The following is a 20,215-nucleotide window of genomic DNA, read 5'->3' as shown; positions in this document are numbered from 1 at the left end:
ACTCGGGCCCTCCTCGACGTCAGAGACAAGAACCGGGCAGACAATCGCCCGCCTTCGTGACACCATCAGCGCCTGGACATGGCAGTAGCCGTCACCCACTTTTCCCCGCCGCTTTTAGAGAAGAGAGACTGTAATGGACGCGACCACTCTGACACGCGACTTCCACCTGTGGCAGCGTTTCTCCAAGCAAGACCGCCTGGAACGTGAACATCGTGCTGCCCGCCGCAAGATCGCAGAAGCTGGCACCATGGCGACGCGCATGATCAAGGCCTATGAAAGCATGGCCGCCAAGGGCGTCTCCGAGAATGCATGCTATCGCACCATCTACAAGCAACGCGATGCGCAGGGTGAGATCATGGTGCGCGAAGGCTGGCTCAAAGTGCGTCGTGTGGTCGCGGAAGGCGGCACCACGCGTCTTCGCGGCACGCTGATGACGACGTTCAGCCTGCTGGATGGCGAGCAGGAACCCGCCGATGCCAGCGTCGAGAAACTCACGCTCGAGGTGTATGACGAAATCGTCGCCGGCACCAAGATGAAGCTGGCCTGCAAGGTGGACCGTTGCGACGCCGATGACCAGACGGACTTCATCACCTTCCTGGATGCCGTACGCGGCGACCTCAAGCAGTGGGTGTGATGCGCCCGGGCGTGTACGCCAGCCCCTGATGAAGGGATAACTCCCTGAATCGGCTCAATGATGCCCACTCGCCTCGTGCAGTGGGCATCATTGCTGTCAGGGGCAAGGAGGCTGCTGACTCATGCCAGTGTCGGCCTGCCGAGCGCAGCCTTTGTTTCCTAAATGGAATCTATCCATTTCCCATCTCGCACAGATTGCAGCAAATATTGACCTCATGGACCGAAAATCCTGTCACTGTTGCGACAGTAGCAACCTGGGGTTACCCATCGTGCAGGAAACTCCTGGCCCTCGCCTGACTCATAGTACGCAGAACATGCTCGTCATCTGATTACAGGAGTCAGTCCATGAATGCCATTGCACCGTCGGCTTACCATACCCTCGACGTCGAAACACTCTCTCATGTCACCTCCGCTCGTCTGCCTTTGCAGCCGATCGGCGATATCACCATGGATAGCCCGGCCAGTGAACTGGTGACGGACTTTGCCGTCACCGCCGGTCGCAGCATTCAGGGCAGCGCCTCCATCGGTCAGGCACTGGCGACCATGAAACAGGCAGGGGTGCGCCTGCTGCTGGTCCACGATCATGATGGCACCTTCACCGGTGTGGTGACCTCGCGTGAGCTGCAGGGTGGCCGAGTCGTGATGCGCGCCATGACCCGCTTCAATGTTCAGCGCGACGAAGTCACTACCGACATGGTGCAGATACCCCGCGCGGAGCTGCAGGGCATTCCTCTCGCCGTGCTCAAGCGCGCCCGCGTCGGGGACCTGGTCGAGACACTGCGTCAGAGCGGCGAATCCCACCTGCTGGTGACCGAGCAGGGCGACGATGGCAAACCCAGCGTGCGCGGTCTGGTCGCCGCCTCCCGTGTCGGCAAGGCCTTGGGGCTCGATCTGGAGCACCCGCCGGAAGCACGCAATTTCGCTGATATCTGCCGGGCCGTGCTGGGCAAGTACGAGTGACCCGACAAGGGTAGGCAGTGTCCTCAGTCATCTGGCTGACAGAGGCGTCATGGAGCCGCGTCCTGACAAGATGGTTTATCCCCAGACTGGTGCTTGATTCGGGAAAAATGCTCACAAACGGCGTATGATGTGGCTATCAGCGCGAGATATCACATGACAGGCAGCATGGAAGCGCCTGTCGGTCAGAGAGATGACTCGGGCTCTGACGGATATACTCAGCCAACGGATGGTGTAGATGAGGACTTCAGCCATGCCATTACGCTCACTGCGTGATCATCTTTTCAAGCAGCGCCACGTCGAGGTGCTCGTCATCAAACAGATTGATGGCGAGCTCGTGCATGTGTGTGGTGCCGGCATCGTGGAAGGCAACGGCAGCGTCAGTCACAAGCGGCGTGAGCTGCAGCGTGACAACCATGCCTTCCCGGTGCGCATGCATGATGGCAATCAGGTACTTCAGCCGGATGACTTCAATCGTCTGGTGCTGCTGGAGGAAGTGACTCTGCACCCCCTTGGCTGCCAGCCGAAGGAAGCCATCTCGCTGGAGGTGGCTGGCCATCGCTATCGTGTCGCGCATACCCCCATGCGCTGCTGGCACTTCCGCGGCCACCTCGTGCTGGAGCGCACGCCCCGGGGCATGCTGCTGAGCACCGAGGACATGACCCTGATTCGCGCCAAGGCGAGTCGCCAACCAGTCTCCAATACGGCACGCGCCAATGCCGAGCGCCTGCAGAAGACGCCCGCATGGCGCAATGTCGCTCCACGCGGTCATGACGTGCATGCCGACGGCGCCACGACGCGTCAACGCGCGGCAGCACGCAGGATCGACAGCCCGACACGCGAGCTGGAGCTTGAGCCCAAGTACTGAGGCACAGGAGCGGCGCATCGCGACGGGGACATTGAGCCAAGACAGATGTATTGAGACAGAACGCTCGGCAATTGCCGAGCGTTCTGCTGTCCAGGGCCCGGTTCGAGGAAGAACGGCTCGCGGCAAGACAGCTTGAGCATATGCCGGTATTCTCACAGACCTGTCCTCTCGTTCAGGTTTCCTCATGCGCCGAATGCCAGCATCCCTATTCCTGCTCATCCTGATTCTGGTCGCCCTGAACCTGCGTCCGGCGCTGTCATCTCTGGCACCCCTGCTGGATCGCATCACCCAAGACCTGGGCCTGAGCACGCTGGCAGCGGGCCTTCTCACCACACTGCCCGTCGTCTGCCTGGGACTATTCGCCCCACTGGCGCCGCGCCTGGCCCGCCGCCTGGGGGTAGAGCGCACCCTCAGCCTTGCCCTGGTCACTCTCGGCATCGCCCTGTGGTTGCGGGCCAGTGACATGGCGCTGCTGCTCTATCTCGGCACCCTGTTATGTGGTGGCAGCATCGGTGTCGCCGGCACCCTGCTGCCCGCCATCGTCAAGCGTGAGCATCCTGAGCGAGCCGACCTGTTCACTGGCGTGTACACCATGGCGCTATGTCTTGGTGCGGCGCTGGCCGCGGGACTCAGCGTGCCACTGGCCAATCTTCTCGACAACTGGCAAGCCTCATTGGCCTGCTGGGCGCTGCTTGTGGTGATCGCGCTTCCCGCCTGGCGCCTGAGCATGCCCCACCCGTGGCCAGAGAAGATGACCAGCCATCAGCAGGCCACCCCCCGCCTGTGGCACCTGCCGCTGGCCCGCCAGGTCACCTTCTTCATGGGCTGCCAGTCTTCCCTGGCCTATATCGTCTTTGGCTGGCTGCCTTTCCTGCTCCAGCAGCGCGGCCTGAGCGATATCGAATCCGGCTGGCTGATGGCCGCCTCGGTAATGGCACAGGTGCTCACCGCCCTGTTGGCCCCCGTGATCGGCCGCATGGGGCGCGACCAGCGCCCCGCCATCCTGCTGCTGCTGTCCTGTACCGCCATAGGCCTGCTGGGACTGATGATCGGGCCGCTGTCCCTGCGCTGGCTGTTCGCCGTGCTGCTCGGTTTCGGCCAGGGGGGCAGCTTCTCGATGGCATTGACGCTGCTGGTGCTGCGCACCTCCGATGCACGTCTGGCGGGCGCCCTCTCCGGCATGGCACAAGGCACCGGCTACATGCTGGCCGCCCTCGGGCCACTCGCCGTCGGCATTCTGCTGGAAATCACGGCCGACCTGCACGTGATCGCGTCGCTGTTCGCGCTGATCCTGCTGAGCGCCGCCATGCTTGGCTTCCAGGTCGGCAGGCGTCGCCGTATCTGCCTGCGCGAGGATGGCAGCACCGAAGTGGTCGATGGCTGACATCTTCTCCCCTCAAGGGGTGAGGCAAGGCCCCACCAAGGCATCAATATTATCTGTCAGCCATGCCTGGATGATAGATTTTATCGATGCTACTTGTCGTTGAAATTTATATATTCCGAATGTCTCATTTGGATTCCTCTGGTGTCGCTCTACCCTCTGAGTTCTCGTTGTAAAGCAACGAACATTGCGCCCTGCCATGTTCGAACGGCACTGCCATGTTCGAACTGCTCGACCATGGTCAACCAGCCAGACAATGTTCGACCTGATTCGCAACGAGACCCTCATAACAACAATCTCACACCCAGAGGCACATGCTCATGTCCTTCGAAAGGATTCGATTGTCCTCCCCCTGCTCGGGAGACACCTCATGCTGTCATTGATCGGCGTAGCCATCATCGTCATCGGCCTGGCACTGCGCCTCAATGCGCTGCTGGTGGTGCTGGTGGCAGGTTTCTCCTCCGGCCTGGTGGCCGGCATGTCACCCACTGAAATTCTCGCCGCGCTCGGTCAGGCCTTTACCGACAACCGCGCCGTCTCGCTGTTCATCATCACCCTGCCGGTGATCGGGCTGCTCGAACGCAATGGACTGCGCGATCAGGCCGAACATCTGGTCCAGAAACTGCGGGCCGCCAGCGCCGGGCGCATCTCCTTCAGCTACCTGGTGCTGCGCAAGGCGACCAATGCCTTCGGCCTGCAGCTCGGTGGCCACCCGGCGATGATCCGGCCGCTGGTCGCCCCGATGTCAGTCGGCGCCGCCGAACGTGATCTCCCCGAAGAGGCGCTGAGCTCGCCACGCTTCAAGGCCCTGAGCCAACGCATCCGCGTTCTGAATGCCGTCAGCGAGAACTTCGGCAACTTCTTCAGCCAGCTGATCTTCGTGGCTTCCGGCGGGTTGTTGCTGATCAAGAGCGTGCTCGACAAGAGTGGCGCCAGCGTCAGCCTGGCCGACATGGCGCTGTATGCCATTCCCACCGCGCTGGTGTCACTGGTGGTGGTATTCGTGCTCTGCCGCCGGCTGGACGCGCGCATTCGCCGTGAACAACAGCTGTTGCGCGAGGAATACCCCCAGCCCTCCGGCCAGGCCAACGCGACACCGGGCAAGGACACCTTCACCACTTCTGCGACGGAGAGCCACTCATGAACGGTATCGACGCTCTCTACCTGATTACCGGCTTCGCCATCATGGCCTTTGCCGTCCTGACGCTCACCGATCGTGATCACCCGCGCAGACTCGGCACCAGCGCCTTCTGGATGATCTTCGGCATCAGCCTGGCATTTGGTCAGTGGCTGCCCGATGTCGTGGTCGGTCTTGCCATGCTGGCGCTGGCGCTGCTGGCCGCCACCGGCCAGCTCGGCTTCGGCAACTACGGCCAGTTGAGCGATGAGGCGCGTCAGGCGCGCCGCAAGCGTCTGGGGTCGCGCCTGTTCATCCCCGCACTGGTGATTCCGGTCGGCACCTTCCTTTACACCCTCACGACAGGTCAGAGTGCGCTGGTCGGCCTGGGCGTCGCGACGGTACTGGCCTTTGCCGTGGCGCTGCTGCTGCTGCGCGAGAGCCCGGCGACCGGCATGCAGGAAGGTCGCCGTCTGGCCGATGCCATCGGCTGGGCCGCCATCCTGCCGCAATTCCTGGCCGCCCTTGGCTTGCTGTTCGATCAGGCCGGCGTCGGCCAGACCATCGCCGGGCTGGTCTCGAGCGTGGTGCCGGATACCAGCCTGATCGCCTGCGTGATTGCCTACTGCGTCGGCATGGCCGTGTTCACCATGCTGATGGGCAACGGCTTCGCGGCCTTTGCGGTCATCACCTCCGGCATCGGCTATCCGCTGGTCATCGCGCTGCATGGCGGCAACCCGGCCATCGTCGGCGTGCTGGGCATGCTGTCCGGCTACTGCGGCACGCTGATGACGCCGATGGCCGCCAACTTCAACATCGTACCGGCGGCCCTGCTGGAACTGGATGACCGCTACCACATCATTCGCGCACAGATACTGCCTGCGCTGGTCATGCTGGCCGCCAACATCAGCCTGATGCTGCTGCTGGCCTTCTGATCTCCCACTCTTACCCGCGCATCGATCACCGCCAGCAGTGACCCGCGGTGATCGATGCCAGCCAAGGAATTTCATCATGCGTCGTCTGCTACTCTGCGGCTTCGAGCCCTTCGGCACGGATAGCGTCAATCCCGCCCTCAAGATCATCGAACAACTGGACGGCCAGACACTGGCCATGCACGACCAGCCCGATGAGCGCTTCGAGATCATCACCTGCCGGGTGCCGGTGACACGCTACGCCGCGATTGACAGCGTCATCGAGGCCATCGGCCAGCACGCCCCTGACACCGTGATCATGCTCGGTCAGGCCAGCGGTCGCAGCGCCATCACGCCGGAGCGGGTCGCCATCAACCTGGATGACTATCGCATCAAGGACAACGGCGGCCACCAGCCGGTGGATGAGCCCATCGAGGCCGACGGTCCGGATGGCTGTTTCACCACCCTGCCGATCAAGGCGATGGTCAACGACCTCCAGGCGGCAGGCCTTCCCGCCAGCGTCTCCTACACGGCAGGCACCTTCGTCTGCAACCACCTGTTCTATGGGGTGCAGCGTCATCTGGCGGATAGCCCCATCCGCTCCGGCTTCGTGCATATCCCGGCGCTGCCCGAGCAGAGTGTCGATGGCCGCCTGCCGACCATGAGTCTTGAAAGCATGCTCGAAGGCGTACGGGTGATGTGCATCAGCGCCATGTCCCATCACAAGGATGCGCGTATCGGCGGTGGCAATATCAGCTGAGCGCCCCCATCGCGTCGCGGCTGAACGCCCGACTCCGACAGCTCCCCTGCAAGCCGGCATGCGTTACAATGCCGGCTTTCCCATTTCTGGCAGGTGGACACGATGACTCCCGAGACGCACATCCTGGTGCTGTATACCGGCGGCACGCTGGGCATGGTGGAAAGTGAACAAGGACTGGTACCTGCCGGTGACTTCGATTCACGTCTGCGCGCAGCACTGGAACAACTGCCCCCCAGCCGTCGTGGCCGTCTGCCCGCCTTCACCCTGCGCGAGTTTCCGCAGCTGATCGACTCCTCCTCCGCGACACCGGCGGACTGGCACACCATCGCCAGCCAGATCGCGGACGCCTACGACAGCTTCGATGGCTTCGTCGTCCTGCAGGGCACCGACACCCTGGCCTGGACGGCCTCCAGCCTCGCCTTCCAGCTCAAGGGCACCGCACGCCCGGTGATCGTCAGTGGCGCACAGTTGCCGCTGGAGGCCGAGCACAGTGACGCGCTGGGCAATGTCGAGCTGGCACTCACCGCCGCCGCCCAGCCGACCCTCAATGAAGTCGTGGTCGCCTTCGGCGGACAGTTGCTGCGTGGCGTGTGCACCCGCAAGTGGTACACCCAGGACCACCGCGGCTTCACCACGCCCAATGCGCCGCTGCTGGGTGAATGGGTCGATGACCGCGTCGTGCTCTACCCCGGCCGCCTGATGGATGACCAAGGCCCCGCTTTCGAGCTGCCCGACTATGCTCGCCTCGGCAAGGACAGCATCATTCGCCTGCCGCTCTACCCCGGCATCAGCGCCGAGAGCGTGCGTGTGCAGTTGATGCGCCCCGAGGTCAAGGGCGCCGTGCTGGAGCTGTGGGGCAGCGGCAATCTGCCGGAAGACGGCGAGCTTCTGGGGGTATTGGCCGATGTGCGTGGCGAAGGCAAGCTGCTGGCCGGTATCAGCCAATGTCCGCACGGGCCGGTCACTATCGGCCACTATGCGGCCGGCGCAGGCCTGGCCACTGTCGGCGTGCTGTCAGGCGACGACATGACGCTGGAAGCGGCCTTCACCAAACTGCTGCATCTGGTGGCGCTCGATCAGGATGAGGACTGGCAGCGGGAACGCTTCCTGATGCCCTTGGTAGGCGAGCGCGCCAGCGGCCTGCTGTGAGTCCTGGCGACCCCGCGCGTCGCTGAACTCTTGTCGCTGAGCGCTGAACTCTTGTCACTGATCAGGGCGCAAACCAGCCTTCAGCGTTGACTGATAGATAACAGAAAGCCCCCGTCAGGCGTACCTGACGGGGGCTTTCTGTTTGCGCTGATAGGCCTTGGCTAATCCTTCATGCCAAGGCGCTAATCGGCAGAGCCAGTCGGATCAACCGGTGTTGCGCAGACCGGCGGAGATACCGGCCATGGTCACCATCAGCGCGCGTGACAGCTCGGCGGAGATGGCACCATCGGCGTCGCGGTTACGCTGCAGCAGCTCGGCCTGCAGACCATGCAGCGGGTCGATGTAAGGGTTGCGCACATCGATGGCCTGACGGATCAGCGGCATATGCTCAAGCAGTGCCTGTTGATCGCGGATCTCCAGCACCACCTTCTCCAGGCGCTCGAGACGATCACGCAGCGATTGCCCCAGCGCCTTCAGGGCCGGCTCATCGACCAGGCGCTGCTCGTAGTAGGCCGCCGTCGAGAGGTCGGCCTTGGAGAGCAGCATTTCGAGCATGTCGACGTAGGTGGAGAAGAACGGCCAGTCGTTCATCATCTCGCGCAGCACTTCCAGGCCGCCCTCTTCCTGCATGCGCGTGGCGAAGGCCTCGCCACTGCCGAGCCAGGCGGGCAGCATCAGACGAATCTGGGTCCAGGCGAAGATCCACGGGATCGCGCGCAGCGTCTCGACGCCACCATCCTGACGACGCTTGGCGGGGCGTGAGCCCAGCGGCAGGCGTGCCAGTGCGGTTTCCGGTGTTACCGAGCGGAAGTACGGCACGAAGTTCGGGTCTTCACGCACCACGCCCACATAGGCCTTGTGCGCGATACCGGCCAGGCGATCCATCTCGTCACGCCATTGCTGCTTGGGCGCCGGCGGCGGCAGCATGCTGGCTTCCAGCACCGCGCAGACATAGATCTCCATCGAGCGGCTGGCGATGTCCGGCAGACCGAACTTGAAGCGAATCATCTCGCCCTGCTCGGTGACACGCAGCGAGCCGGTCACCGAGCCCGGCGGCTGGGACAGGATCGCCGCATGCGCCGGGCCGCCGCCACGACCGACCGTACCACCACGGCCGTGGAACAGGGTCAGTTCGACACCGTGACGCTTGGTGACTTCCACCAGCGTTTCCTGAGCACGGTACTGTGCCCAGGCAGCCGCCAGCTGGCCGGCGTCCTTGGCGGAGTCGGAGTAACCGATCATCACTTCCTGACGGTCGCCGGCCTGCTCGCGATAGATCGGCATGCCCAGCAGCGTGTCGATGACGGGGCCTGAGCGGTCCAGATCATCCAGCGTCTCGAACAGCGGCGCGATCGGCAGGCGCACATCACCGCCGATCTCCTTCATCAACAGTGCCACCGCCAGCACATCGGAGGCCTGACCGGCCATCGAGATGATGTAGGTGCCCAGTGCCTCGCGATGCTCGCGCGCGATGACCTTGAAGGTATCCAGCACCTCGCGCGTGTCGGTGGAGCATTCCCAATGGCGCGGGATCAGCGGGCGACGGCCAGCCAACTCCTTGGTGAGGAAGTCACAGCGCTGCTGCTCGTCCCACTCGAAATAACTGCCCAGTCCCAGCGTCTGACTCAGTTCGTCGAAGACCTGCGCGTGACGCGTACTTTCCTGGCGGATATCGAGCTTGGTCAGGGTGACACCGAAACAGGCCACGCGGCGCAGGGTGTCGAGCAGTGCGCCGTTGGCGATGGTGTCCAGCCCCACATCGCACAGCGAGCGGTAGCAGGCCAGCAGCGGCGTATACAGCTGCTCACGGGTCTCGATGATATCGACACCTTCATGGCGCTTGCCGTCCAGACCCGCCTTGGCCCAGTCACGCGTGCTTTCCATGCGCAGGATCAGGCGGCGCAAGATCTCGCGATAGGGTTCAGCCACATCGCCGGCCTCGGCACGCAGGGCGGCCGTGCACTTCCACATCGACAGCTCCGACTTGAGCTGTTCGAGGTCGCGAAGGTAAAGGTCCGCTGCCATCCAACGTCCCAGCAGCAGCACGGTCCGCGTCACGCTGGCGGTTACATTGGGGTTGCCGTCGCGGTCACCGCCCATCCAGGAAGCGAAGCAGATCGGCGCGGCGTCCAGCGGCAGACGCTCGCCGGCGGCGTCCAGCGTCATCTCGTCAAGCTGACGGTGGAAGTCCGGTACCGCTTGCCACAGCGAGTTCTCGATGGTGGCAAAGCCCCACTTGGCCTCATCCACCGGCGTCGGACGCTCGTGGCGGATCTCGTCGGTGTGCCAGGCCTGGCTTATCAGCTCGGTCAGACGTGCACGCGCGAGGGTCGCCTGTTCCGGGCGATCACAGGCGCCTTCCATCTGGGTCAGACAGCCCTCGATGGCATCGTATTTCTGGATCAGGGTGCGGCGGATGACTTCCGTCGGGTGCGCCGTCAGCACCAGCTCGACACGCATCGCCGAGAGCTCCTCGACGATCTTCTGCGCACTGAAGCCACGCTCGCGAATGCGCGTGATCAGCTCGCCGAGGTCCGGCTGGCTGCCGGGACGATAGTCCTCGACGCGCTTGAAGCGGCCACGGTAGTGCTGCTCGGCGATGTTGGAAAGATTCAGAAACTGGTTGAACGCCCGGGTGACCGGCAGCAGATCACCATCCGGCAGATCACGAAGATAGTCGATCAGCTCATGACGGGCGGCCTGATCGCCCTGCTGGCCCTGTTTGGCCAGGGCGCGGATGCGCTCGATGCGTGCGACGAAGTCATCGCCGAGGTCGGCCGCGATGGTCTGGCCGAGGTTGTCACCGAGAATACGCACGTTATCGCGCAACGATTCATGCAAGTCGTGACTCATGAAACCCTCCTTGGGAGTGACGGTGCTGCCGCGGTCATCTTCCCCTGTCACCAGGGGCACACAGTCAGATAGCTGACAACAGATTCCCTCATTGCGCAAAGACACCTGATGACAACCGACTGAGGGAAGACACCGGTCTGGCGCTGGTGAAGACACTGGCGCGAAACGGAAAGACCCGCGGCGCAGCAGACCGGAAAGCAGGACAAGACTCGCGTCCTGATCGCTTCCCCTCAGCATACGACCGCGGGCCTCGGCTCCACAATCCGACTATCGCGTAAACTTACTACATTTTTCCAAATGCCCTTTTCCAGATACGCTGCGACGACGCTCCCTCACCGAACCAGCGGCGTCACCGGACGTGCTGCTGACGTCGCACCCTCGCCCTGTCGCGCCTGCTCAGCCGCACGCTCCCGGCGATTGGCCTCGTCCCAGTGCGCATCCATCTCGGCAAGCGAGGCCTCATCCAGCGTGCGCCCTTGCCCTGCGATCGCGGCTTCCACATGGCGGAAGCGTGATTCGAAGCGCGCATTGGTGGCGCGCAGCATCTGCTCCGGGTCCGCCTTGAGGGTACGCGCGAGATTGACCACCGCGAACAGCAGGTCACCGACCTCCTCGCGCGCATGGGCCGTATCACCCTCGGCCAGAGCTTCCTCGACTTCGCCGAGCTCCTCACGAATCTTGGCCAGCACGCCACTCGTGTCCGTCCAGTCAAAGCCCGAACGCGCGGCCTTCTTCGAGAGCTTGGCCGCCCGCGTCAGCGCCGGCAGGCCAAGTGGCACGCCATCCAGCACGCTGTCGCCGGCAGTCGGGCTGGATGGCGCGTCAGCGGACTCCTGCTGCTTGAGCGACTCCCACTGGGCGTTGAGCGAGCCTTCGTCGACCTCATGAGTGGCGATGCCCTCACGGCGCGACGCGAGGGTGCCATCCGGGAAGACATGCGGATGGCGGTGCAGCATCTTCTCGGTCAGCACATGGATCACGTCGTGGAAATCGAAGCGTTGCTGCTCACTGGCGATCTGGGCGTAGAAGACACCCTGAAACAGCAAGTCACCCAGCTCCGCCGGCAGCTCCTCGAGCACACTGGCATCGGCCGCGGCGCGCTCGATGACATCGGCGACCTCATAGGCCTCCTCCAGGGTGTGCGGCACCAGGCTCGCGTAATCCTGGCGGCTGTCCCAGGGGCAGCCGTACTGCGGGTCACGCAGCACGGCCATCAGGGTCAGCAGGTCATCGAGGGTGTAGCGCGTATCGACTGGCGTGGCCGTCTCTTCGCCAGGTTCCCGACTTTCACCAGACTCCAGCCTCATGCCTTGTCGCCCCCGACCCGCAGGCGCTTGACGTCGATGATGTTGGGCAGCTGCTGGATGCGGGCGAACACGCGCCCCAGCACGTCGAGATTCTCGACTTCCAGCGTGATCTTGAGCGTGGCGATGTTGTCGAGCTGATCGGTGCGCGTATTCACCGACAGCACATTGACCTTGTCGCCGCTCAGCACGTTGGTGACATCACGCAGCAGACCGGAGCGGTCCCAGGCCTGGATCTCGATATCGACCGGATACTGATTGCGCGAACGCTGACCCCAGTCGACATCGACGATGCGACGCGGCTCGTCCGAGCGCAGCTGGATCAGGTTCGGGCAGTCCTGACGGTGCACGGTCACGCCGCGCCCCTGGGTGATGAAACCGGCGATCTGATCGCCCGGCACCGGGTGACAGCAGTTGGCCATGGTGGTCTTCAGATTGCCGACCCCCAGCACCATGACGGCGTCAGGCTTTTCCTTGCCCTGCGGCTTGCGCTGGCGCAGCAGACGCTCGAGCTGCTCCTGATCATCGGTGTCGCCGAACAGCTGCTGGGCCTGATGCAGTACCTGGCCGACGCGCAGATCGCCCGCACCGATAGCGGCGTACATGTCATCACGCGTCGGGTAATTGACGGCGTTGGCCAGCTTGTCGCGGTCGAGATTCTCCAGCGCCAGCCGCGAGAATTCCTTCTCGAGCAGCGCCTTGCCCTCATCGACGTTCTGGTCGCGTGCCTGCAGCTTGAACCAGGTCTGGATCTTGGCGCGGGCCCGCGAGGTGCGTACATAGCCCAGATTCGGGTTGAGCCAGTCGCGGCTCGGGCCACCCTTGGTGGCGGTCAGGATCTCGACCTGCTGGCCGGTCTTGAGCTTGTAAGTCAGCGGCACGATACGCCCGTCGACCTTGGCACCCCGGCAGCGATGGCCGACCTCGGTGTGCACGCGGTAGGCGAAGTCGATCGGCGTGGCGATCTTGGGCAGGTCGATGACATGCCCCTCCGGCGTGAAGACGTAGATGCGGTCCGGCGCGACATCGGAGCTCAGCCCCTGACGGATCGCCTCCTGGCCGCCGTTCTCGCCGACTTCGTCCTGCCATTCGAGCACCTGACGCAACCAGGCGATCTTGTCCTCGTAGCTGCGACTCTTGTGACCGACATCGTGGCCCTTGTAACGCCAGTGGGCACACACGCCCAGCTCCGCCTCCTCGTGCATGTCGAAGGTACGGATCTGGATCTCGATGACCTTGTTGCTCGGCCCCACCACCGCAGTGTGCAGTGACTGGTAGCCATTCTTCTTGGGGTTGGCGATGTAGTCGTCAAACTCATGCGGCACGTGGTGCCAGCGCGAGTGGACGATCCCCAGCGCCGTGTAGCAATCGCTGACGGTGCCGACCAGAATCCGTACCGCGCGTACGTCATACACCTGGGAGAAGGCGATGCGCTTGATCTTCATCTTCCGCCAGATGGAGTAGATGTGCTTGGCGCGGCCCGCGACATCGAAGTGCTTGATGCCCTGCTCGCTCATCAGAGTGCGCATCTCGACCAGCAGGTCGGCGATATAGTGCTCACGCTCCAGACGCTTCTCGGACAGCTGCTTGGCGATGGTCTTGTATTCATCCTCCTCGCGGTAGCGGAAGGACAGGTCCTCCAGCTCCCACTTGAGCTGACCGATGCCCAGGCGGTGCGCCAGCGGCCCGTAGATATCGAAGACTTCGCTGGCCACGCGCATGCGCTTCTCGCGCGGGGCATCCTTGACGTGACGCAGGGCGACGGTACGTTCGGCGATCTTGATCAGCGCGATGCGCACGTCATCGATCATCGACACCAGCATCTTGCGCAGGTTGTCCTGCTGGTCATGCTGCGCCATGCCATGACTCGGCGCCTGCAGCTGACTGATGGCGGCCATGTTGAGCACGCCATCGATCAGGCGGGCCACTTCCTTGCCGAAATGCTTCTCGATGGCCTCAAGCCCCAGATGCCCTTCACGTACCGCGCGATAGAGCACGGCCGCGACCAGCGCCGGTTGGTCGAGCTTGAGTTCCGACAGGATGTCGGCCATCTCGAGACTGAAACGGAAACTGCGCAGCGGCTCGCGCCACGGCTTGTCACCGCGGGCGTCCGCCTCGCGCGCCACCTTGAGCGCCACTTCACAGGCCTGCACCATGACCTCGGCATTCACCGACGGGACTTCCTCGCGCAGTCGCGCGACCCACACCGGGATGTCCACACCACCGCTATCGGTCAGCGGCTGATCTTCGCGCACCTTGACCATGACCCTATGTCCTTGAATATCTTGCCATCTTGATGACAGTGCCCGAGGGCACCGCCTCAGTCTTCCGCCCGCTCCAGCAGCAACATCGATTCCAGATGTGCCGTGTGAACGAACATGTCCGCCATCAGGGCACGCGTGACGCGATAACCGGCGTTCTGCAACAGCCGTGCATCACGCATCAACGTGGTCGGGTCACAGGCGATGTACAGCACACGCTGCGGCACTCGGCTGACCCTCCCAGCATGCAGATCACGTGCCAGCTCCTCGCAGAGAGGCTGAGCGCCATCACGCGGTGGGTCTAGTACCAGAAGGTCGATACCCTCAAGTGACGGCAGGGCCTTGCTCAGGTCCGCTCGACGTGCACTCACCTGCGCCAGTCCGTTGGCTTCGGCATTGACCATCAGCTGATCGACCATGCCCTGACTGCCCTCGATGCCCGTCACCTCACTGGCGCCGGCCGCGGCAGCCGCCAGGGTCAGGTTGCCGACACCGGCGTAGAGGTCCATCACCTTGAGGCCACTGACGTCGCCCAGCCATTCGAAGGCGGTGTCGATCAGACGCTGATTGAGTGCCGCATTGACCTGCACGAAGTCGCCCGGCGAGAAGGCAAGACGCAACGTCGTTGCGCCGATATTCAGCGAATACGCGGCGTTCGGCGTACCCGACAGCCACTCCAGCTCCACCGGATCACGTCCGACCCGCCAGCCGACCACCAGGCCGTGCTGCTCGGCGAAGGCCTGCCAGCGCTGCGCATCACGCGGCACCGCCTTGAGCTGGCGTACCACCACGATGACCTGCCCTTCGGCAGCGGTCAGCTCCAGATGGCCCAGACGCTTGGGCGCCTCGAGGCTTTCGATCAGCTCACGCAGCGGCGCGAGCAGGCGGTCCAGCTCCGGTACCAGCACGCTGCAGGTGGTGATATCGACCAGCTGGTTGCTGCCGCGTCCCCGGTAGCCGAACTGCAATTCACCGGCATCGGTCACGCGTACGCCGATGCGTGCGCGGCGGCGATAACGGCTTTCATCATCGCCCAGCGGCTGAATCTCGGGCAGCGTCACGCCATTGCGTGTCGCATGTTCGCCCAGCACCTGCACCTTATGGGTGCGTTGGGCATCCAGCGCCATATGCTGCAGGTCACAGCCGCCACAGCTGCCGAAATAGGCACAGGGCGGCGTCACGCGACTGTCAGCCGCATTGTCACGTGCACGCACATGCGCCTCATTGAAGCGCTTGTGGGTACGGTGGATGGCCAGCGTCACGCGCTCGCCGGGCAGGGCCTGATCGATGAACTGGGTCTTGCCGCTCTCGTCATGGGCGATGCCGCGCCCATCATGGGCCAGGCGGTCGACCGTCAGCCACTGGCTGTCGGCGTCGCTGGCATTGCGGGTGCCACGACTGGCCACTTCCTTCTCGCGACGGGTCGGCTTGCGTGCCGGTCGCTTCTGTCCGAGCAGCGCCATCAGGAACACTCCCCTGCGACGGCTTCATTGTGGGGCGTGTCCTGCTGAGTCATGTCGTCGTCCTGGGTATAGAGGCCTGTCGAGAGATAGCGGTCTCCCCGGTCACAGACGATGAACACGATGACCGCATTCTCGACCTGCTCGGCGAGCTTGAGCGCGCCCGCCAGCGCACCGCCGGAGGAGACACCGGCCAGAATGCCTTCTTCGCGCGCCAGACGGCGCATGCAGACTTCGGCTTCGTGCTGACCGATATCCAGCGTGCGGTCGATGCGTGAGGCATCGAAGATCCGCGGCAGATACTCGGCAGGCCAGCGGCGGATACCCGCGATGCTGGCGCCTTCGGCAGGTTGCAGGCCGACGATCTCGATGGCCGGATTCTGCTCCTTCAGATAGCGCGAGGTGCCCATGATGGTGCCGGTGGTGCCCATCGAGGACACGAAGTGCGTGATGCGTCCGTGGGTCTGCTGCCAGAGTTCCGGCCCGGTGGTGCGGTAATGCGACAGCGGATTGTCCTGATTGGCGAACTGATCCAGCGCCTTGCCCTCGCCACGCGCGATCATCCCCTCGGCCAGGTCCCGCGCGTGCTCCATGCCATCGGCTTCGATCAGCGTGGCCCCGTAGGCGCCCATCGCCTGCTTGCGCTCGCTGGAGGCACTGGCCGGCATCACCAGCACCATGCGGTAGCCCTTGATGGCCGCCGTCATGGCCAACGCGATGCCGGTATTGCCGGAAGTCGCTTCGATCAGGGTGTCGCCGGGAGAGATCTCGCCGCGCGCTTCCGCCTCCTGGAACATGGAAAGCGCCGGACGATCCTTGACCGAACCGGCGGGGTTGTGACCCTCCAGCTTGGCCAGCAGCACATTGTTGCGGCCCGCGGTGATGCGCGTCAGGCGCACCAGCGGCGTGTTGCCGACGACATCTGCAAGACTGGGATAATCGGACGCGCCAGGGGTGGCGTCACCGGGGGTTTCGCTGAGATGAGACATGAGAGGCAGACTCCAGAGACGCCGCGCCCGGACAGCCGAATGACAGCGGTCAGGCGCTGGCATCGGGACCAAGGACGAACGGGGGGCCGCGTCGGGGTGTAGATGATGCGCGCAGTATATCGCTCCCGCCCAGCCCTGTCAGGGCGCTCGCCATCGCTTCGCTCAAGAGCGCGAGGTATGCTTGCCGCTGATGCTCGTTCGCCCTTTGACGATGGATTGCCATGCTGCTTCGTACCCGATTCCAGCTTGCCCTCTTGCTGCTGCCCCTCGCCACCAGCCTGATGTTCAGCCTGTATGCGGTGGACCGCGAGATCAGCGGTGAGCGCCTGGCCATGATGGAGCGCCTGCAGGCCAGCATGCAGGCCATCATGCCGGGCATGGCCAACGCCGCCCTCGCCGCTGACGACCAGCGCCTGCACGAGCAGGCCCAGATGCTGATCGACCAGCGCGACGTGCGCGCCCTGACGCTGCGCACCGCCAACGGCGGCGCCCTGTTGCATCTCGGCCCCAGCCAGCGCCCGGAAACCAGCACGCTGGTCGAGAGTCAGGCCTACCCCTCGGACCCGGACTCGCTGGTGATGGTGATGCCGGTCATCGACCCGTGGCGCGAGACGCAGCGCGGCGAGCAGATGTCGTGGCTGGTACTGGAAGCCTCCGACACCCGCCTGGTGCTGCATCGCTACCAGCTGCTGGTCGGCTACGGGCTGGCCAATCTGGTCTTCGGGCTGGCGCTGCTGCTGCTGGCCTTCCATGGCTCGCGCCGCATGCTGCAGCCGCTGCATGAGCTGGGCGAGGCCCTCACTTGTCTGGCGCGCGGCGAGACACACCGCCAGCTGCCGGTGGCAGGCAATGACGACCTCAGCGAGCTGGCCGATAACTACAACCGCAGCGTCGAGCAGCTCAAGCGCGCCCGCGAGGACATGCAGGACCAGATCGAACAGACCACCCAGGACCTGCACGAATCGATGGAAACCGTCGAGATCAAGAACATCGAGCTCGACATGGCGCGCCGCAAGGCGCTGGAAGCCAACCGCATCAAGTCGGAATTCCTGGCCAACATGAGCCATGAGATCCGCACGCCGCTCAACGGCATCATCGGCTTCAGCAACCTGCTGGGGCGCAGCGATCTGGACAACCGCCAGCGCGACTGGCTGGGCCACATGCAGAATGCCTCCTCGAGCCTGATGTCATTGATCAATGACATTCTCGACTTCTCCAAGATCGAAGCCGGCAAGCTCGAGCTCGAGAAGGTGCAGATGGACATCGAGCCGCTGATCGAGGAAGTGCTCGCCATGCATGCCCCGGAGGCCCATCGCAAGCATCTGCATCTGCTCGGGCTTGTCTATGACGACGTGCCGCAGCGCTTCGAGGGCGACCCGCTGCGCATCAAGCAGGTGGTGACGAATCTGGTCGCCAATGCCGTCAAGTTCACCGAGCGCGGTGAAGTCATCGTGCGCGTGATGGTGGATGACCTCTCCGGCAGCAACACCCGCCTCAAGATCGCGGTGGCAGACACCGGCATCGGCATGGACAGCGCCCAGCGCAATCGCCTGTTCCAGGCCTTCTCGCAGGGAGACCCGTCACGGGCACGCCAGTTCGGCGGCACCGGCCTGGGGCTGATGATCTCCAAGCGACTGGTCGAGCAGATGGGCGGCGAGATCCAGGTCGACAGCCTGCCCGGCCACGGCTCCACCTTCCTGTTCAGCGTGCCGGTGGCGGTAAGCAGCATCGAGGAGCGCCCGCGCGAAGTCGTGTTCGATCATCAACGCATCTGCCTGATCGAGCCGCACTCGGCCACCCGTCGCGCCCTGAGTTACCTGCTGACCCGCTGGTCACTGACGCTGGTCGGTATCGAAGAGCAGCCGGACCTGGTGGTGGTCGCGCTGGAGAGCCGCGACCTCAAGCGGCTGGATGAATGGGGCGCGCGCCTCAAGCATCTGCCGTGTCGCGTGCTGGGCCTGCTGAACGCGCCCCTGCCCGCTGATGCCGAGAACCTGCAGCAGTACGGCATCGACGAAGTGGTCAGCAAGCCGGTCACACGCCTGCAGATGCGTCACAAGCTGGCCAATCTGCTGCATTCACCTCACCGCGACCCGACTCAGGCACCGCGCAGCGCCTCCTTCACCTCGTTCGAGCCGGCCACACGCGAGCAGGACGCAAGCACGGCGCCAGCCGCCAAGCCGACCGCCACGCCTGATGCGAGCGCCAAGCCAGCCAGCACCCCTGCCGCGAGCACCACGCCTGCCAAAACGCCACCGGCCGGCCCGCGGCCTGAGCTCACCGCCCAGCCTGCGAGTCAGGAAACGCCTGCGCAGCCTCGCAAGTGCGTGATGGTGGTCGACGACAACCCCTCCAACCGCCTGTTGGCCGAGGAGCTGTTGACCGACATGGGGCTGGACACCCTGGCCGCCCAGAGTGGCGAAGAGGCGCTGGCCTTGGCTCAGGAGCAGGTCGTGGATGCCGTCCTGATGGATATCCAGATGCCGGGCATGAACGGGCTGGAAGCTACCAAGGCGCTGCGTCATCAGCATCGCGAGGGCAACCGCCACCTGCCGGTGATCGCCCTCACCGCCCATGCACTGGCGCATGAACGGCGAGAGCTGTTGGCGGAAGGCATGGATGATTACCTGATCAAGCCCATCGACGAGGGCCTGCTGGCCAACCTGCTCAGCCGTCATCTAGGCATTTCGCTGAACCCGCCACCGCAGGCCGCGCGGTCATCTAGCCAAACGCGCAGCCCTGCTCGCAGCCAATCGCGCAGTCCAGAACGCAACCAAGCGCGTAGCCCTGCTCGCAGTCAGGCGACGTCTGCCTTGCCACCGGGAGTGAAAGACGCTGCCAGCCAGGCCGAGTCCTCGTCGCCGGCAACGCCACTGCCCCGCTCTGCCGCGAAGAGTCAGCTCAGCCTGGAGCAGGACGCCGACCTGCCGGTGGTCGACATGGCGCTGGGCGTGGAGATGGCCGGTGGCCGCGAGGCGCTGGCTCTGGAGATGCTGGGGCTGTTGATCGAGAGTCTGCCGGAGAGCGAGGCCAGGATCCGTCGCGCCTGGCAGGCGCGTGACAACGAGGCGATGCTCGATGGCGTGCATTATCTCAACGGCGCCTGCCGCTACTGTGGCGTGCCACGTCTGGCGCTGCTGGTGGAGGCACTGGAAACCCGCATCCGCGTCAGCGGCCTGTCGCAGCTGGAAGAGGATGTCGATGCCCTGTTCGCGGCCATCGACAGCCTGATCCAGTGGTCGCACAGCGACGAGGCCAAGGCCTTGCTCGCCGCGCCGCTTGAACCGGCCAGGCCCGCGGGTGAGACGGCTGAGACGCCGACAGCGCCCCCTGTCGAGACCTCCCCCTCGTCCTCCTCCGCGCCCTCGGACGCACCCGCTGGGCCGTCCGACACAGACTCATCATCGGTAAGCAATCCACAGACAAGCGAGCCCCAGTCCAAAGACCAGCCCTGAAAAACCAGTCCTGAAAGACCAGCCCCGCACAAACGACAACGCCACCCGCTGCCGCTAGGCAGGGGTGGCGTTGTCGTTTCGAGCGCCGTGTTCAGAGACGCGATTCAGCGCCAGACC

At 64.2% G+C, this 20,215-nt stretch carries 14 protein-coding genes; 9 read left to right on the top strand and 5 right to left on the bottom strand.

Features of this window, described 5'->3' with window-relative positions; translation table 11 throughout:
• Window positions 1-133: 133 nt before the first annotated feature.
• From R2R70_RS01530 to R2R70_RS01495, 8 genes are all read left to right on the top strand, one after another.
• Window positions 134-634 (top strand): hypothetical protein, encoded by a 501-nt coding sequence (locus R2R70_RS01530; RefSeq protein WP_131431471.1) that lies wholly within the window; start codon window positions 134-136, stop codon window positions 632-634.
• A 344-nt stretch (window positions 635-978) separates the two neighbouring features.
• On the top strand, window positions 979-1,593 hold the full coding sequence (locus R2R70_RS01525) for a CBS domain-containing protein (RefSeq protein ID WP_043331851.1): 615 nt from the start codon (window positions 979-981) through the stop codon (window positions 1,591-1,593).
• Between the two features lie 250 nt (window positions 1,594-1,843).
• On the top strand, window positions 1,844-2,458 hold the full coding sequence (locus R2R70_RS01520; protein WP_410977027.1) for a hypothetical protein: 615 nt from the start codon (window positions 1,844-1,846) through the stop codon (window positions 2,456-2,458).
• A 193-nt stretch (window positions 2,459-2,651) separates the two neighbouring features.
• On the top strand, window positions 2,652-3,842 hold the full coding sequence (locus R2R70_RS01515) for an MFS transporter (protein ID WP_410977026.1): 1,191 nt from the start codon (window positions 2,652-2,654) through the stop codon (window positions 3,840-3,842).
• A gap of 367 nt (window positions 3,843-4,209) precedes the next feature.
• The gene (locus R2R70_RS01510; protein WP_279836767.1) at window positions 4,210-4,983 is read left to right on the top strand and encodes a DUF969 domain-containing protein; all 774 of its coding nucleotides are present in this window, start codon (window positions 4,210-4,212) and stop codon (window positions 4,981-4,983) included.
• Window positions 4,980-5,891, top strand: coding sequence for a DUF979 domain-containing protein (locus R2R70_RS01505; protein WP_043331855.1), 912 nt, complete (start codon window positions 4,980-4,982; stop codon window positions 5,889-5,891). Before R2R70_RS01510 ends, R2R70_RS01505 begins: the two co-directional genes overlap by 4 nt.
• A 76-nt stretch (window positions 5,892-5,967) precedes the next feature.
• Window positions 5,968-6,627 (top strand): pyroglutamyl-peptidase I, encoded by a 660-nt coding sequence (gene pcp, locus R2R70_RS01500; protein ID WP_410977025.1) that lies wholly within the window; start codon window positions 5,968-5,970, stop codon window positions 6,625-6,627.
• A 102-nt stretch (window positions 6,628-6,729) separates the two neighbouring features.
• A complete protein-coding gene (locus R2R70_RS01495) occupies window positions 6,730-7,776 on the top strand; it encodes an asparaginase (protein WP_410977024.1) in 1,047 nt (348 codons plus the stop codon).
• A 204-nt stretch (window positions 7,777-7,980) separates the two neighbouring features.
• Here R2R70_RS01495 and ppc read toward each other — a convergent pair whose 3' ends face one another.
• The 5 genes from ppc to cysM form a co-directional block, all read right to left on the bottom strand.
• Window positions 7,981-10,629 (bottom strand): phosphoenolpyruvate carboxylase, encoded by a 2,649-nt coding sequence (gene ppc / locus R2R70_RS01490; protein WP_043331859.1) that lies wholly within the window; start codon window positions 10,627-10,629, stop codon window positions 7,981-7,983.
• Between the two features lie 332 nt (window positions 10,630-10,961).
• A complete protein-coding gene (mazG, locus tag R2R70_RS01485) occupies window positions 10,962-11,936 on the bottom strand; it encodes a nucleoside triphosphate pyrophosphohydrolase (protein ID WP_410977023.1) in 975 nt (324 codons plus the stop codon).
• Window positions 11,933-14,197 carry a GTP diphosphokinase gene (gene relA, locus R2R70_RS01480; RefSeq protein ID WP_043331860.1) on the bottom strand — a complete coding sequence of 755 codons (2,265 nt, stop codon included), beginning with the start codon at window positions 14,195-14,197 and terminating at the stop codon, window positions 11,933-11,935. The genes mazG and relA overlap by 4 nt, the downstream gene beginning before the upstream one ends.
• Before the next feature lie 56 nt (window positions 14,198-14,253).
• Complete coding sequence (locus R2R70_RS01475; RefSeq protein ID WP_410977022.1) at window positions 14,254-15,657, bottom strand: RsmD family RNA methyltransferase; 1,404 nt, start codon at window positions 15,655-15,657, stop codon at window positions 14,254-14,256.
• Complete coding sequence (gene cysM / locus R2R70_RS01470) at window positions 15,657-16,643, bottom strand: cysteine synthase CysM (protein ID WP_410977021.1); 987 nt, start codon at window positions 16,641-16,643, stop codon at window positions 15,657-15,659. Before cysM ends, R2R70_RS01475 begins: the two co-directional genes overlap by 1 nt.
• A gap of 221 nt (window positions 16,644-16,864) precedes the next feature.
• Between cysM and R2R70_RS01465 the strand changes: the two genes are divergently transcribed.
• Entirely contained in the window at window positions 16,865-20,098 is a 3,234-nt protein-coding gene (locus tag R2R70_RS01465; RefSeq protein WP_410977020.1) for a response regulator, read from the top strand.
• The last annotated feature ends 117 nt before the right edge of the window (window positions 20,099-20,215 follow it).

Source organism: Cobetia sp. SIMBA_158 (genome assembly GCF_046566945.1).
Lineage (GTDB): Bacteria > Pseudomonadota > Gammaproteobacteria > Pseudomonadales > Halomonadaceae > Cobetia > Cobetia amphilecti.
The sequence above is the reverse complement of the archived record's forward strand: the minus strand, read 5'-3'. Positions and strand labels throughout refer to the sequence as shown.

Coding starts and splice junctions, on each gene's coding strand:
- R2R70_RS01530 (WP_131431471.1), top strand. CDS start 134: ATGGACGCGACCACTCTGACACGCGACTTCCACCTGTGGCAGCGTTTC.
- R2R70_RS01525 (WP_043331851.1), top strand. CDS start 979: ATGAATGCCATTGCACCGTCGGCTTACCATACCCTCGACGTCGAAACA.
- R2R70_RS01520 (WP_410977027.1), top strand. CDS start 1,844: ATGCCATTACGCTCACTGCGTGATCATCTTTTCAAGCAGCGCCACGTC.
- R2R70_RS01515 (WP_410977026.1), top strand. CDS start 2,652: ATGCCAGCATCCCTATTCCTGCTCATCCTGATTCTGGTCGCCCTGAAC.
- R2R70_RS01510 (WP_279836767.1), top strand. CDS start 4,210: ATGCTGTCATTGATCGGCGTAGCCATCATCGTCATCGGCCTGGCACTG.
- R2R70_RS01505 (WP_043331855.1), top strand. CDS start 4,980: ATGAACGGTATCGACGCTCTCTACCTGATTACCGGCTTCGCCATCATG.
- pcp (WP_410977025.1), top strand. CDS start 5,968: ATGCGTCGTCTGCTACTCTGCGGCTTCGAGCCCTTCGGCACGGATAGC.
- R2R70_RS01495 (WP_410977024.1), top strand. CDS start 6,730: ATGACTCCCGAGACGCACATCCTGGTGCTGTATACCGGCGGCACGCTG.
- ppc (WP_043331859.1), bottom strand. CDS start 10,629: ATGAGTCACGACTTGCATGAATCGTTGCGCGATAACGTGCGTATTCTC.
- mazG (WP_410977023.1), bottom strand. CDS start 11,936: ATGAGGCTGGAGTCTGGTGAAAGTCGGGAACCTGGCGAAGAGACGGCC.
- relA (WP_043331860.1), bottom strand. CDS start 14,197: ATGGTCAAGGTGCGCGAAGATCAGCCGCTGACCGATAGCGGTGGTGTG.
- R2R70_RS01475 (WP_410977022.1), bottom strand. CDS start 15,657: ATGGCGCTGCTCGGACAGAAGCGACCGGCACGCAAGCCGACCCGTCGC.
- cysM (WP_410977021.1), bottom strand. CDS start 16,643: ATGTCTCATCTCAGCGAAACCCCCGGTGACGCCACCCCTGGCGCGTCC.
- R2R70_RS01465 (WP_410977020.1), top strand. CDS start 16,865: ATGCTGCTTCGTACCCGATTCCAGCTTGCCCTCTTGCTGCTGCCCCTC.